Source organism: Stutzerimonas stutzeri, from assembly GCF_013522825.1.
Classification (GTDB): Bacteria; Pseudomonadota; Gammaproteobacteria; order Pseudomonadales; family Pseudomonadaceae; genus Stutzerimonas; species Stutzerimonas stutzeri_AK.
In genome coordinates, this window is sequence record NZ_JAAMQZ010000049.1 from 1 (window position 1) to 15,066 (window position 15,066).

10 protein-coding genes and 3 tRNA genes are annotated in these 15,066 nt (G+C 62.6%); 7 read left to right on the forward strand and 6 right to left on the reverse strand.

Annotated features, from left to right (window positions below; all coding sequences use genetic code 11):
• Positions 1-179: 179 nt before the first annotated feature.
• Positions 180-2,147 (reverse strand): methyl-accepting chemotaxis protein, encoded by a 1,968-nt coding sequence (locus G7020_RS21190; RefSeq protein ID WP_181086949.1) that lies wholly within the window; start codon positions 2,145-2,147, stop codon positions 180-182.
• A 38-nt stretch (positions 2,148-2,185) separates the two neighbouring features.
• Positions 2,186-3,808: a response regulator gene (locus G7020_RS21195; protein WP_181086950.1), complete on the reverse strand. Its 1,623-nt coding sequence runs from the start codon at positions 3,806-3,808 to the stop codon at positions 2,186-2,188.
• Between the two features lie 214 nt (positions 3,809-4,022).
• Between G7020_RS21195 and G7020_RS21200 the strand changes: the two genes are divergently transcribed.
• Positions 4,023-5,072 (forward strand): DUF2333 family protein, encoded by a 1,050-nt coding sequence (locus G7020_RS21200; protein ID WP_181086970.1) that lies wholly within the window; start codon positions 4,023-4,025, stop codon positions 5,070-5,072.
• A gap of 251 nt (positions 5,073-5,323) precedes the next feature.
• Here the strand turns inward: G7020_RS21200 and G7020_RS21205 are convergent, their stop codons facing one another.
• The 4 genes from G7020_RS21205 to G7020_RS21220 form a co-directional block, all read right to left on the reverse strand.
• Positions 5,324-6,664, reverse strand: coding sequence for a sigma-54-dependent transcriptional regulator (locus tag G7020_RS21205; protein ID WP_181086951.1), 1,341 nt, complete (start codon positions 6,662-6,664; stop codon positions 5,324-5,326).
• 111 nt (positions 6,665-6,775) lie between these two features.
• The gene (locus tag G7020_RS21210; RefSeq protein ID WP_181086952.1) at positions 6,776-8,368 is read right to left on the reverse strand and encodes an ATP-binding protein; all 1,593 of its coding nucleotides are present in this window, start codon (positions 8,366-8,368) and stop codon (positions 6,776-6,778) included.
• The gene (locus G7020_RS24175; protein WP_181086953.1) at positions 8,358-8,594 is read right to left on the reverse strand and encodes a PP0621 family protein; all 237 of its coding nucleotides are present in this window, start codon (positions 8,592-8,594) and stop codon (positions 8,358-8,360) included. The genes G7020_RS21210 and G7020_RS24175 overlap by 11 nt, the downstream gene beginning before the upstream one ends.
• A 71-nt stretch (positions 8,595-8,665) precedes the next feature.
• The gene (locus G7020_RS21220) at positions 8,666-9,661 is read right to left on the reverse strand and encodes an outer membrane protein assembly factor BamD (protein WP_181086954.1); all 996 of its coding nucleotides are present in this window, start codon (positions 9,659-9,661) and stop codon (positions 8,666-8,668) included.
• A gap of 319 nt (positions 9,662-9,980) precedes the next feature.
• Between G7020_RS21220 and rluD the strand changes: the two genes are divergently transcribed.
• The 6 genes from rluD to G7020_RS21250 all read left to right on the forward strand — a co-directional run bounded on the left by rluD (position 9,981) and on the right by G7020_RS21250 (position 15,045).
• Complete coding sequence (gene rluD / locus G7020_RS21225; protein ID WP_181086955.1) at positions 9,981-10,955, forward strand: 23S rRNA pseudouridine(1911/1915/1917) synthase RluD; 975 nt, start codon at positions 9,981-9,983, stop codon at positions 10,953-10,955.
• Complete coding sequence (pgeF, locus tag G7020_RS21230) at positions 10,952-11,689, forward strand: peptidoglycan editing factor PgeF (protein WP_181086956.1); 738 nt, start codon at positions 10,952-10,954, stop codon at positions 11,687-11,689. The genes rluD and pgeF overlap by 4 nt, the downstream gene beginning before the upstream one ends.
• A 339-nt stretch (positions 11,690-12,028) precedes the next feature.
• Complete coding sequence (gene clpB / locus G7020_RS21235) at positions 12,029-14,593, forward strand: ATP-dependent chaperone ClpB (protein ID WP_181086957.1); 2,565 nt, start codon at positions 12,029-12,031, stop codon at positions 14,591-14,593.
• Positions 14,594-14,802: 209 nt separating this feature from the next.
• A tRNA-Asn gene (locus G7020_RS21240) sits at positions 14,803-14,878 on the forward strand.
• 9 nt (positions 14,879-14,887) lie between these two features.
• A tRNA-Pro gene (locus tag G7020_RS21245) sits at positions 14,888-14,964 on the forward strand.
• Positions 14,965-14,969: 5 nt separating this feature from the next.
• A tRNA-Lys gene (locus G7020_RS21250) sits at positions 14,970-15,045 on the forward strand.
• The last annotated feature ends 21 nt before the right edge of the window (positions 15,046-15,066 follow it).

Here is a 15,066-nt window from a genome sequence, read left to right on the forward strand (position 1 = left end):
CACAAGCTCGAAGCTTAAGGGCGGGTACTACTTGCACTCTCTCCCCCGATGATCAGCCGGGGACTATCGCCTCCTGAAAGGCTGCAGTCGAGATACAAGGTCGGGTCACGCTTCATCGACCCGACGAGCGGAGCCTCGGTGGATGTAAAAAGCGACATCCACCCTACGCTAGCTTGCAGCTACACCCGAAACGTCTGTGTCGTCTGGTTCAGGTCATTGGCCAGGCGCAGCATCTGTTCGCTCTGCTCACGGCCACGGCTGATGTGGCCGAGGTTGCTGTCGCCCAGTTGATGGATGTGTTCGCTGTGACTGCGGATTTCACTGACGGCGCCGCTCTGTTGCGAGGTGGCCTGGGCGATCTGCTCGGCCATGTGTTCGATGGTGCCGATGGTGGCGACGATCTGGTCCAGCGCCAGGTCGGCGGTTTCGGCCAGTTCGGCAGTGGCCGTGGCGTGCTCGACCTGCACGCGCATGGCCTCCACTGACTGATTCGCGGTTTTCTGCAGGTTGCCGATCAGTTGCTGAATTTCCTCGGTGGCGCCGCTGGTGCGTTGCGCCAGGGTGCGCACTTCGTCGGCCACCACGGCAAAGCCACGGCCCTGCTCGCCGGCTCTGGCCGCTTCGATGGCAGCGTTCAGGGCGAGCAGGTTGGTCTGCTCGGCGATGGCGCGGATGACGGTCAGCACCTTGCCGATGGTGTTGGTTTCGTCGGCCAGACGCTCGATGGCCAGCGCATTGCCCTGCACTTCGCTGACCAGATGCTGCAGGCCCGTGAGGCTCTGGCTGATGTCCTGTTGCCCTTGGGCAACGGCCTGACTGGCTGAACGGCTGGCTTCGGCAGTCTGCCCGGCGCCGTCGGCGACGTTCTGGATGGTCGCCTCCAGTTCGCCCAGCGAGTCGCGAATCTGTGCGGTATCGCTGGTCTGGCGGGTAGCGGCCTGGTACAGGTCATTGCTCATTTCAGCCAGGCTGCCGCTGTTGCCCGCAACCTCCTGGGCATGCTGGCGCAGAGTGCCGACCAGCGTCACCAGATAGCGTCTCAACTGGTTCAGCGAGGTTTCGATCTCCACCATTTCCGGGGTTTTCGAGCCGAGCTGGACGGTTTTCCCGAAATCGCCCTGGGCCCAGGCGTGCAGGGCGGGTGCCAGTTGTCCCAATGCGCGTGTCAAGTGACGCTGGAGGCGATCGATGGCGAAGGCGACAAGCAATATCAGGACGATAATGGTGCTCTGAATCAGGCGCACTTCTGCCTGGATGCGCCCGTGTTCGGCGCGAACGACGGGCTCCAGTTCCGCGAGTGCCTGCTGCAGCATGGCAATCCGCTGCTCGCTGCTGGCCAACAGTTGGCTGCGCTGGCCGATCAGTTCCTGGGTGCGGCGCAGTTCGCCAGGGTAGCGCTTGAGCAGGCTGGCGATATCGCGTTTGAGCGCGATGCCCTTGTCTTCGCTGACCTGTTCGGCCTGTTCGCTGCCCTGCAGGTCGAGCAGAGCGGCGAAGGTGCTGCTGCCGGATTGCTGTTCTGCGGCGATGCCAAGCAGCGGCAGGGTTTGGAGGGTGGCGATTTCCCTGTTCAGCCTTTGCAGAGCCTGCTCGGCCTCGGCGGCCAGTGCGTCCTGGCCGCTGGCAACCAGTCTGCCGCGTGCATGGCTCAGACGTAGCAGCTGGCGGCTGGCTTCGAATACCGCGCTCTGGTAGGCCGCTGCGCTCGGCTGATCGCTCTGTTCGGCATACTGCTGCAGTTGCGCCAGTGCCGCGATCATTTCACGTTCGGCCTGCAATAGCAGACCCTGCGGATCACCGGCCAGCTTGCCAGCTGCCAGCAGTTCGCTGGCGGTGAACTGGCTGAGCTGTTCGAGGCTGGGTATCAGGCGTTCGGCGAACCGGGTGGGCAGGGCGGAGATGTCGCTTGCCAGGGTGTCCAGCGCCTGCAGTGCCGCGCTGTGCTGCAGCGCATCACCGCTGGCCAGATAACCCTGGATATTGCCGGCGACAGGCTGCTCAAACTGCTGGGAAATACCAAGATAGCGCTCCATCAACTGATAGGGGCGCTCCAGCGCACGCTCCGACCACCAGAGCGTGGCGCCCAGAGCGAGGCAGATGGCAACGAGCAGCAGCGTGTTGACTGTGGTGAGCGACTTCAGGCGCATGCCGGCCTCCGGATGAGTAGGAGGCCCGCAATATATGGCTATCTGATGTCAGTTACGTGACAGCGGAAGGCCTCGACACGGTTGCGCCCGGCGTTCTTGGCACGGTACAGGGCTTCGTCGGCCTGCTGGGTCAGCATTTTCACATCGGCGCTGGGTGTGAGTTGCGTAATGCCGCAACTGAAGGTGCAGGACAGATCGGCAGGTTGCGCCGGAAAGCGGATTTCCGAGAAGCGCTGGCGGATCTCGTCGAGTACCCGGCAGGCGTTTTCCAGCGTGGTGTCGGGCAGCACGATGGCGAATTCCTCGCCGCCATAGCGACCGATACAGTCGGTCTTGCGCAGGCGCTGCTTGAGAAACAGCGCCAGGCTCTTGATCACCCGGTCGCCCATGGGATGCCCGTAGGTGTCGTTGACTTGCTTGAAGTGATCGATATCGACCATGGCGAAACACAGGGGGCTGTTGTCGCGCTGTGCCCGCGTGCTGGCATCCTCGAGCAACTGCAGGCTGTGGGTGTGGTTGTAGAGACCGGTCAGGCTGTCACGAACGATTCGGGCCTTGAGGTTGCGCGCTCGCTCGGCACGGGTGCGCACGGTGGCGATCAGATGGCTGGGCTTGATCGGTTTGGTCAGGAAATCGTCGCCACCTTCGTTCATCGCACTGAGTTGCTTGTCCAGATCGTCTTCGGCGGACAGGTAGATGATCGGTACGCTGACGTAGCGCTCGTGCTGGCGAATTACCTTGGCCAGTTCGGTGCCCATGCATTCGGGCATGTACATGTCGAGAATGATCAGGTCCGGTTGGAACTCGGCCAGATAGCTGATCGCCAGAATCGGCTCGTTGAGCGTTCGGGTGATGATTCCGGCGTTGTTCAGGACGCGCTCGGTATGCGTCGCCTGCGCGCGCGAGTCATCGATGATGAGTACCCGGAAAGGCTCGTAGTAGGCGGTTCGAGTATGGATCTCGATCTTTTCCAGCAGGCTCGATGCATCCAGAGACTCGATGAAAAGCTCCTGCCCGCCAGCGCGTACAGCCGCCAGGCGTGTGGGCGTGTCCGTGTCCTGCTGGCTGAAGAAGATCAGCGGCAGTTTTTCTTCCAGCCCCTGCTGCACGCGTTCGGCCAGTCTGAGTCCCTCGCCGGCGCCGTTGAAGTCGACATCCATGACGATGGCTGCCGGATGGCGAAGGTGCATCGCTGCGCGGAACTCGTGGTCGCTGGCAAAGGCCTGTGCGCTCATGCTGAAGAATTCCAGCTGGCGTACGATATGGCTGGCGCGCTCATGGTCGTCCAGGGCGATATAGACCGGCTTGTTCAGGGAGGGGGTGTGGGCGGCCGGGCCGCGCGAATCGCCGTTGCGCAGGCCGGTGCGGGCGAGCCGGTAGATCAGCTGACTGAGGGTGGCGATGATATCGCTGGACAGGCGACCGCGATTGTCATCGATGTCGCCGAGACAGTCCTCTATCTCCAGCGCAAGTTGATGATGCTCGGCCTGGTCGAAGCGCCCGGCAAAACGCTGCAGCCGCTGATTGGCTTCGGCGAGGGCGGCGCGATAGGAAGCATTCCACTCGTTGCGTTGCACCTGTTGCCAGACTTCGAGCACTTCCCGGGCCTGGTGAATGACCCGCTGCGCGAAGTGTTGTTTGAGTTCTTCCTGGTCCGACATGTCTGCTTCCTGAGCGCTGCGACAATCACGTGCAGCGTTATGCTGGCGGCATGCTATCACCTGCCCGTCCGGTTCAAGATGGCGGCAAAGGTGGTCTGGTTCTCATTATGGCGATTGGCGTCGGCAGCTGCGTTATAGTGAAGCGCCCGCCGCAACGCTCCAGATGACTGGCGGTCGAACCTCTGAACTCTGAAAGAGAGAAGGACAGATGTCTATGTTGGATTGGAAGAACCGCTTCGGTCGTCCTGGCTCGTCGGCGAATACCGCGACTGCGCACGGAACGAGCCGCAATCCATTATGGCTGGCGCTGGTCGCCGTGGTCGGTCTGTATCTGCTGGTGACCCTGATCCTGGGCTGGTACTGGAGCCGCGAGCCCGATCGGTTTGCGGTCCAGCAGCATGTCCGCCAGGCGGCAGAAGCCACGCAGCGGCAGATCGTCAATGGCTATACCACCGTCGAGACCCTCAGGCAGGTCGCCACTACCCTGCTGGACAAGCCGGGTGGCTATCTGACCAATGACGTGGCGCCTCCCGGCCTGTGGCTGGACAACATGCCCAGTTGGGAATATGGCGTGCTGGTGCAGGTGCGCGACCTCAGTCGTGCGCTGCGCAAGGACTTCGCCCGCTCGCAGTCGCAGTCGACCGAAGACCCCGATCTGTCCAAGGCCGAGCCGCTGTTCAACTTCGACAACCGCAGCTGGGCATTGCCGGCAACCGAGTCGGAGTACCGTAACGGCCTCCGCCACCTGGACAACTACCTGGCGCGTTTGAGCGATCCTGCGCCCAAGGCGCAGTTCTATTCGCGCGCGGACAACCTCAACAACTGGCTCGGCGACGTGGGGACTCGTCTGGGGTCGTTGTCCCAGCGCCTGTCCGCCAGCGTCGGGCGGGCGCGCCTGGATACCGCGAGTGCCGCGGAACTGGAGTCCGAAGGCATGGTGGTCGAGGAGGATCGCGTCGAGACCTCCTGGCTGCAGATCGACAACGTCTTCTACGAAGCACGTGGCCAAGCCTGGGCCTTGTCGCATCTGCTGCGCGCCATCGAAGTGGATTTTGCCGACGTGCTGGCCAAGAAGAACGCCACGATCAGCGTCAGGCAGATCATCCGCGAGCTTGAGGCCGCGCAGGAGCCGCTGTGGAGCCCGATGGTGCTCAATGGCAGTGGTTATGGCGTCCTCGCCAACCACTCGCTGGTGATGGCCAACTATATTTCCCGCGCGAACGCAGCAATCATCGACCTGCGTAATCTGCTGTCGCAGGGATAAGAAGCCGATAAGAGCGCTTGAGGCTGGAAGGCTGGACGAAAAAGCTGGACAGAGGTTTGGCGTTAGGCCGCACACTGTCCAGCCTCCAGCCTCCAGCCTCCAGCCTCCAGCCTCCAGCCTCCAGCCTCCAGCCTCCAGCCTCCAGCCTCCAGCCTCCAGCCTCCAGCCTCCAGCCTCCAGCTGTAGGTCGGGTCACGCTCCACCGACCCGACGAGCGGAGGTGAGGGCCGGAAAAAGCCTGCCCCCCTTACTTAATCCAACCCCAGTTTCTTCAGCCGATAGCGCATGGAGCGGAAGGTCAGACCCAGGCGCTGGGCGGCGGCGGTGCGGTTCCAGCGGGTTTCTTCGAGCGCCTGCATGATCAGCTTGCGCTCGACGTCTTCCAGGTGGTCTTCCAGATTGTCGATCTGCGCCAGGCTCGCTTCTCCGCTTTCGCCAACGCCGGGAGCTTCGCTCAGGCGCAGGTCGCCGGCCTTGATTTCCTCGTCTTCACACAATGTGTAGGCGCGCTCCAGCATGTTCTCCAGCTCGCGCACGTTACCTGGAAAACGATAGTTCTGCAGTTTCGCCAGGGCGTCGGCATGCAGGCGCGCCGTGCTGTCACCGCATTCATCGGCGAGCCGGCGCAGCATGGCGTCGGCGAGCAGGGCGATATCCTCGCGGCGCTCGCGCAGGGGCGGGACGCGCAACTCGATGACGTTCAGACGGTAGTAGAGATCCTGGCGGAAACGGCCTGCCGCGACTTCGGCGGCGAGATCCTTGTGGGTGGCGCAAAGTACGCGCACGTCCACCACCGCCTCCTTGGCGCCGCCAACCGGGCGGACGGCTTTTTCCTGAATGGCGCGCAGCAGCTTGACCTGCATGCTCAGCGGCAGATCGGCGACTTCATCGAGAAACAGGGTGCCGCCGTTGGCTTCCTGAAACAGGCCGGGCTTGTCTTCGATGGCGCCGGTAAAACTGCCCTTCTTGTGGCCAAAAAACTCGCTTTCCATCAGCTCCGAGGGAATCGCCCCGCAGTTGACCGGAATGAAGGGGCGTTCGTGGCGTGGGCCCTGCTCGTGGATCAGGCGCGCCACCAGTTCCTTGCCGCTGCCGGATTCGCCACTGATATACACCGGCGCCTGGCTGCGGGCGAGTTTGCCGATCTGCTTGCGCAGCAGATTCATCGGCGGCGAGGTGCCGAGCAGACGGTTGTCGGCGGTCAGGTCATTGGGATTGGGCGTGCGCAGGCGTAGTGCGGTATTGACCAGTTCGCGCAGACGCCCGAGATCCACCGGTTTGGTCAGGAAGTCGAATGCGCCAGCCTTGAGTGCACCGATGGCGGTGTCGAGGCTGCCGTAGGCGGTGATCATCGCCACCGGCAGGTGCGGGTACTGCTGCTGGATGAACTGCACCAGTTCCAGTCCGCAGCCGTCGGGCAGACGCATGTCGGTGAGGCACAGATCGTAATGTTCGCGCGCCAGACATTCGCGGGCTTCCTTGAGGTTGCGGGCGCTACGGGTGTCGAGTTTCATCCGCCCCAGGGTGATCTCCAGGAGTTCCCGGATGTCGGGTTCGTCATCGATGATCAAGGCTTTCTGGCGGGCGGTCATGGTCTCGGTCTTTCAGTGGCGGCAGGGCGTCCGGATGGCGCAGGCGACAATGTTAACGTTACAGCACGTGTTTTGTACTCGGGCTGTGAGCGATGTGTGACCTGCTAGCCCTCAGGCGAGCTTGCCCGGATGGGCGAAGACGATGCGGAAACAGCTGCCGCCTCCGTCTCTTGCCCGGTAATCCAGGCGTGCCTGATTGCTTTCGCACAGCTCCCTGCATATATACAGGCCCAGCCCCGTTCCCTTGCTCTCGGTGGTGAAGAAGGGCTCGAAGATATTCTGCAATTGTTCGGTGGGGATGCCGGGGCCGTCATCGAGCACCTCGAGAACCGGCAGGTCGCTGGTCTCGTCGCGAAACAGGTGCAGCCACACCTGTGCTTCGGCATGTTCCTGACCGCTGTAGCGCAGGCCGTTCTGCACCAGGTTGGTCAGCACCTGAAGCAACTGATTCGGGTCCATGCGCGTCTGCAGCGAGCTGCCCAGGGTTTTCACATGGAGGATCTGGCGCGGTGGCAGACCGCCACGAAACTCGCTGGCAAAGCGATGCGCCCAGTATTTGAGGTCCAGCAATTGCGGCTCGGCCTGCCGCCTGCGCGACAGCTGCAGGACGTTCTCGATCACCAGGTTCATGCGCCGCGAGTGATCCTGGATGATCTGCGTCAGGCGCATGTCGGCGGCATCCAGCTCCTCTGATTCCTGCAGCAGTTGCGCCGCATGGCTGATCGCGCCGAGCGGGTTGCGGATTTCGTGGGCGATGCTTGCCGTCAGCCGGCCCAGCGATGCCAGCTTGAGCTGCTGGGCCTGCTGCGCAATCTGCGAAATGTCTTCGAGAAATATCAGAGTGTTCTGACGCACGCCATGCTGCAGCGCGGCGAAACTTGGCTGCAGCATGGTGCCGTTTGGTGTGGCCCTGAATTGCTGCGGGCGCAGTGTCGGGTTGTCGTGCCATTGCTGCAGTCCCCTGAGCAGCTCTGGACAGCGCGGCGCCAGACGCTCCCCGACCAGTGCGTGCTGGTCGAGCAGGTCGAGCGCGCCCTGATTGGCGAGCAGGATGCGCTGTTGCGGATCGAGCACCAGAATCCCGGTGCGCATGCGCTGCAGGATCTGCGCGTTCAGGGCTTCGAGGCTGGCGACTTCCTCGGCCCGCTGGCGGGCCAGGGTTTCACTGACCTGCAGGCGGCGTGTCAGGCCCTGTACCAGCAGGGCGGCGGCGAAGCACAGGGTTCCGAGCGCGGCGGCCTGGACGTACTGGCTGCTTGTTTCGCTGTCGCTGAGGCTGAGGTAGAAGGTCAGGTAGATGAGGCCGGTGGTGGCGACGGCGGCGATGAGAAAGCCCATGCGCCCGCGCAGCAGGATGTTGGCGATGGCGACGGCAATGATCAGCAGGTTGCCGATGCCGCTGGGAGTGCCGCCGGCAAAGTAGAACAGCGCCGAGAGCAGGGAAACATCCATCAGGGCGAGGATCAGGACCGACAGCTCGCGCTTGGGATTCTGCAGCAGAACGGCGATGAGGATATTGATGATCAGGTAGCCCCAGGCGCCATAGTGGAAGGCGGCGGGGTTGCTCATGTGCATCAGGTCGTTATGCAGGTCGCTGCTGATCAGCAGCACCAGCACCAGACCGATGGCGACACGATAAAGGTGATAGAGGCGAAGGATTCGCCGGCCCTGCTGGCCTAGGAATACCTGGCTTTCAGTTCCCACCCGGCTTGCTGCCCTGTTCCAGGTGGGCCTGGCTGCAGTACCACTGATCGCGTTCCTGCAAAGCCTGGTCGCGGGGCAGATGGATGCCGCACTGGGCGCAGCGCACCATGGGCAGTGTGGGCTGTTCAGGCTTGCGGGTGGTCGTGCGTTTGCTCGTCAGACGTCGCCAGAGCCAGAATGCCGTCGCAATCAGGATGATCCAGAACAGCAGCCGAAATAGACCCATATTTTCCTTCCTGGCTTGAGAGAACTGCGTGCGGTGCCTGATCGCTCAGGCACCGGCAGGATGTCGCTGCGTCAGTCGAACAGGCCGAAGGTCAGGTAGCTCCACCAGGAGCGTCCGCCGTCCTGTTGTTCGTCCTCGGCTTCTCTCAGTACCGGACGCAATTCGTCAGGCAGATCACGGGCGGCATTTTCGTACTGGCGGAGCACGTCGCGGTTTGAGCGCGAGCTGTCCAGTGTCGTGCCTTTCGATTCGATCAGGCCCAGGGTGGCGCGAGACAGCCAGCCACGGTTGTCGGCCTCCTTCTCGCGCGGAACGAATTGGCCGCCTTCCAGGCTCGGATGTTCGGGGTAGTTGAGCTTGAGGGTCTCCAGACTGGTGCTGGCGAGATCGTCGAGGCTCAGTCGCAGATAGGCTTCGGTCATGACCGCCAGGCCATCGCCGACCGCCGGCGTACCCTGGAAGTTCTCCACGACATAGCGCCCACGATTGGCTGCGGCGACATAGGCCTGGCGGCGCAGATAGTAGTCGGCCACGTGGATTTCATTGGCGGCCAGCAGGTTGCGCAGGTAGACCATGCGTGCCTTGGCGTCCGGTGCGTAGCGGCTGTTGGGGAAGCGGGTGGTCAGTTGTGCGAACTCGTTGAAGGAGTCACGCGCGGCGCCTGGATCACGTTTGGTCATGTCCAGCGGCAGGAAGCGGGCGAGGATGCCGCGATCCTGATCGAAGGAAGCCAGGCCCTTGAGGTAGTAGGCGTAATCGACACTCGGATGCTGGGGATGCAGGCGGATGAAGCGCTCGGCGGAGGAGCGCGCGGCTTCGGGCTCCATGTTCCGGTAGTAGGCGAAAATCAGCTCCAGCTGCGCCTGCTCGGCGAAGCGACCGAAGGGATAGCGCGACTCCAGTGCCTTGAGCTTGGTGATGGCGCTGGTATAGCTCTTGTTGTCCAGGTCGGCCTGTGCCTGCCGGTACAGCTCCGTTTCACCGAGGTTCTCGCTGATGGTTTCGTTGGACGAGCAGGCGGCGGTAAGAGCGAAAATGGCGATCAGCAGCAGGTGTTTCACTTGCATGGCGGCTTGCGTCCTGTCACGGCTGGCTGTCTCGCGCTGAGCCGTCCTGTTATGATGAGCGCCCCGGCACGCCGGGACAAAGACGCCGTATTTAAACACAAGCCTGTTGCTGAAACCAAAGGCTCACCTGTACCTACGAACGGTCAAGCCCGACAGGCTCTAAGGGTATGGATTCTGTCAGCCTCGCCATCGATGCCGAGCTGACGTCTGCACGCGGCGAAATCTGCGACCGCATGGCCTGAGGGCAGGCCGCTCCCGGTTCCTGTTGGTCCTGTCGAGCAGAACTCGGCTCCTCCTTACTCATAAAGCGTCCTTAATTATGTCCACCATCCCCACGCAAGCCATCCAACTTCGCGCCGAAGTGCCATTCGACCTGGGCGGGCAGCGTCTCGATCAGGTCGCGGCCCAGCTGTTTCCCGAGCATTCCCGCTCGCGCCTCGCCGCGTGGATCAAGGACGGATCGCTGACCGTGGACGGAGCGACGCTGCGCCCGCGGGACATCGTGCATGCCGGCTCGGTTCTGGTGCTTGGCGCCGAGCAGCAGGCGCAGGGTGAGTGGGTGGCGGAGGATATTCCGCTGGATATCGTCTTCGAGGACGAGCACATCCTGGTGCTGAACAAGCCGGCTGGCCTGGTGGTGCATCCGGCTGCCGGGCATGCCAGTGGAACCCTGCTCAATGCCCTGCTGCATCATGTGCCGGAGCTGATCAACGTGCCGCGTGCCGGCATCGTGCATCGGCTGGACAAGGACACCACCGGCCTGATGGTGGTCGCCAAGACACTGCAGGCCCAGACGCGCCTGGTCGAGCAGCTGCAGGCACGCAGCGTCAGCCGTATCTATGAAGCCATCGTCATCGGCGTGATCATCACCGGCGGCACTGTCGATGCGCCGATTGGCCGTCATGGCCAGCAGCGCCAGCGCATGGCCGTGGTCGAAGGCGGCAAGCCGGCCATCAGCCATTACCGGGTGCTGGAGCGCTTCCGCTCGCACACCCATGTGCGGGTCAAGCTCGAAACCGGGCGCACCCACCAGATTCGTGTGCATATGACCCATCTCGGTTATCCGCTGGTGGGTGACCCGCTCTACAGCGGTCGTTTCCGCATACCGCCGGCGGCCAGTCAGACGCTCGTGCAATCGCTGCGCGAGTTTCCGCGCCAGGCGCTGCATGCCCGTTTTCTCGAACTGGACCATCCGCTCAGCGGCGAGCGGATGAAATGGGAATCGCCCCTGCCGGATGATTTCGTCTGGCTGCTGACGCTGTTGCAGCAGGATCGCGAGGCCTTTATCGGGTGAACGGCTGGCCCGGCGACTGGATCATTCCCGACTGGCCCGCGCCCCGGCATGTGCGGGCCTGCGTGACCACGCGCGAGGGTGGCGAAAGCCGGGCGCCTTTCGACGGTTTCAATCTGGGCGATCACGTCGGTGACGAGCCGGCGACGGTCATGGCCAACAGGCAGCGCTTGCAGGCCGTTCTCGGCTGCGAACCTGCCTGGCTGAGCCAGGTGCATTCGGTTGTCACGGTCAAGGCCGACCCGGCACTGGTGCCGTGCGCAGATGCCAGCTGGACAGACGCTACCGGCATAGCCTGTACGGTACTCACCGCCGATTGCCTGCCGGTACTCTTCTGCGATCGGGCCGGTACCCGCGTAGCCGCCGCGCATGCCGGCTGGCGCGGACTGGCCAATGGCATGCTGGAATCGACCGTGGCCGCGATGCAGGTGCCGGGCGAACAGTTGCTGGCCTGGCTGGGGCCGGCAATCGGCCCGGAGGCCTTCGAGGTCGGCCCTGAAGTCCGGGAAGCCTTTATCACGCAGCACCCGGTTGCGGTCGAAGCCTTTCGCCCAAGTCGCAATGCCGGGCGTTATATGGCTGATCTCTACCACCTAGCCGGCATCCGCCTCGCCGCCTGTGGTGTCAGCGCGGTCTTTGGCGGCGGGTTCTGCACCTTCACTGACCCGCGCTTCTATTCCTACCGTCGCGCTGCCCGCACCGGGCGCTTCGCCAGCCTGATTTGGATCGACGGGTAAAAAGACGAGAAAAGCGCTGGAGGCTGGACGAACAGCCTGAACGGCACTGTCCCGGCCCGGCCCATGATCTGCATCAATGTCACAGGCCTTGAATCTCCAAGAATCCAGCCTTATCTAAGTTTCATCTCGCAGGCTTCGGCAGACCATTAAAAACTACCTGCGTTGGCAATACTGCGTTAAAAACAGGCTCGGAATGCTCATTTAGATTACTAAACTCGTACGCGAGCCCGGTCCGTTCCTCGCCTGTTTTTGCCTTGTCTTGCCTGCCTCGCCTACGTTTTTAACGGCCAGCCGGGCGCGATCCAGTGTGCCGGCCTGCCTTATTAGAAAGGTGACTACATGCGTATCGATCGTCTGACCAGCAAGCTGCAGCTTGCGCTTTCCGATGCCCAGTCCATCGCCGTTGGCCTGGATCATCCCTCCATCGAACCCCTGCATCTGCTGCAAGCGCTGCTGGAGCAGCAGGGCGGCTCGATCAAGCCCCTGCTGATGCAAGTGGGCTTCGATATCAACGGCTTGCGGCAAGCGCTGACCAAGGAACTGGATCAGCTGCCGAAACTGCAGAATCCCACTGGCGACATGAACATGTCCCAGGACCTGGCGCGTCTGCTCAACCAGGCTGATCGCCTGGCGCAGCAGAAGGGTGATCAGTACATTTCCAGCGAGCTGGTGCTGCTCGCGGCGCTGGACAACAACACCCGCCTGGGCAAGCTGCTGCTGGCGCAAGGCGTGAGCAGGCAGGCACTGGAGAATGCCATCAGCAACCTGCGTGGCGGCGAGGCGGTCAACGACCCCAATGCCGAGGAATCACGCCAGGCGCTGGACAAGTACACCGTGGACATGACCAAGCGCGCCGAGGACGGCAAGCTCGACCCGGTGATCGGTCGCGACGACGAGATCCGCCGGACCATCCAGGTGCTGCAGCGGCGCACCAAGAACAATCCGGTGCTGATCGGTGAGCCGGGCGTGGGCAAGACCGCCATCGTCGAAGGGCTGGCCCAGCGCATCGTCAACGGCGAGGTGCCCGACGGGCTCAAGGACAAGCGCCTGCTGGCGCTGGACATGGGTTCGCTGATCGCCGGCGCCAAATTCCGTGGCGAGTTCGAGGAGCGTCTGAAAGCCGTGCTCAATGAGCTGGGCAAGCAGGAAGGGCGTGTCATCCTCTTCATCGACGAGCTGCATACCATGGTCGGGGCCGGCAAGGCCGAGGGCGCTATGGATGCCGGCAACATGCTCAAGCCTGCGCTGGCACGAGGCGAGCTGCATTGCGTCGGGGCGACCACGCTGGATGAGTACCGCCAGTACATCGAGAAGGATGCGGCGTTGGAGCGGCGTTTCCAGCGCGTGCAGGTCGATGAGCCGAGCGAAGAAGACACCATCGCCATCCTGCGTGGCCTGAAGGAGCGCTACGAAGTACACCACGGCGTCTCCATCACCGATGGCGCCATTATCGCCGCGGCGAAACTGTCCCATCGCTACATCACCGACCGCCAGCTGCCGGACAAGGCCATCGACCTGATCGACGAGGCGGGTAGCCGCATTCGCATGGAGATCGACTCCAAGCCAGAAGAGCTGGATCGTCTCGATCGACGCCTGATCCAGCTGAAGATCGAGCGCGAGGCACTGAAGAACGAGGACGACGAGGCCACCAGGAAGCGCCTGGCCAAGCTCGACGAGGAAATCGTCAAGCTGGAGCGCGAATACGCCGATCTGGAGGAAATCTGGAAGTCAGAGAAAGCCGAGGTGCAGGGTTCGGCACAGATGCATCAGAAGATCGAGCAGGCCAAGGCCGAACTCGAAGCCGCACGGCGCAAGGGTGATCTGGCGCGCATGGCCGAGTTGCAGTACGGCATCATCCCGGACCTGGAACGCAGCCTGCAGATGGTCGATCAGCATGGCAAGGCGGAAAACCAGCTGCTGCGCAACAAGGTGACCGATGAGGAAATCGCCGAGGTCGTGTCGAAGTGGACCGGCATCCCGGTCTCGAAGATGCTCGAAGGCGAGCGCGAGAAGCTGCTGAAGATGGAAGACCTGCTGCACCAGCGCGTCATCGGTCAGCATGAGGCGGTGGTTTCGGTGGCCAATGCGGTGCGCCGTTCCCGCGCGGGGCTGGCGGACCCGAATCGCCCCAGCGGTTCGTTCCTCTTCCTCGGCCCGACCGGCGTGGGCAAGACCGAGCTGTGCAAGGCGCTGGCCGAATTCCTCTTCGATACCGAGGAGGCGATGATCCGCATCGACATGTCCGAGTTCATGGAGAAGCACTCGGTGGCGCGGCTGATTGGTGCGCCACCGGGCTATATCGGCTATGAGGAAGGCGGATACCTGACCGAGGCGGTGCGTCGCAAGCCTTATTCGGTGGTGCTGCTCGACGAGGTGGAGAAGGCGCACCCGGATGTCTTCAACATTCTGTTGCAGGTGCTGGAGGATGGGCGTCTGACCGACAGCCACGGGCGGACAGTGGATTTCCGCAATACCGTGATCGTGATGACCTCGAACCTGGGTTCGATGCAGATTCAGGAGCTGGTGGGCGACCCGGATGCCCAGCGTGCGGCGGTGATGGATGCGGTGGGGCAGCATTTCCGTCCGGAATTCATCAACCGTATCGATGAGGTGGTGGTGTTCGATCCGCTGGCGCGCGAGCAGATTGCCGGAATCGCCCATATCCAGCTGGCTCGTCTTCGCCAGCGCCTGGCGGAGCGTGACTTGAGCCTGGAGCTGAGCGATGAAGCGATGGACAGGCTGGTCGCCGTAGGTTACGACCCGGTCTATGGCGCGCGGCCTCTGAAGCGTGCCATCCAGCGCTGGATCGAGAACCCGCTGGCCCAGCAGATCCTCTCCGGCGCATTCGAGCCGGGTGCCAGCATCACAGGCAGGGTGGAGGGCGACGAGATCGTATTTGCCTGATCCGGACGGGGCCGCTCCGCTGGAGTGGCCCCTGTCTGAAAGGGGCGTTGCCGTGGCCAATCTTCCCCGGCCTGAAGTTTCTCGCAAGGTATTGTAGTAAATCGTATTTTTTCTGTTGACAGGCGCGTCGAGAACCGTAAAATGGCGCGCCTCTGAGGGGGGTTTGCAAGGCTACACAGCAAGCCAGCCAAGGGGATGGAAATAGAAGTTCCGCGATAGCTCAGTCGGTAGAGCAAATGACTGTTAATCATTGGGTCCCAGGTTCGAGTCCTGGTCGCGGAGCCAAATTCCAATCGGGGTATAGCGCAGTCCGGTAGCGCGCCTGCTTTGGGAGCAGGATGTCGGGAGTTCGAATCCCCCTACCCCGACCATTTTTGGGTCGTTAGCTCAGTTGGTAGAGCAGTTGGCTTTTAACCAATTGGTCGTAGGTTCGAGTCCCACACGACCCACCAAAATGGCTTCGCAAGAAGCCT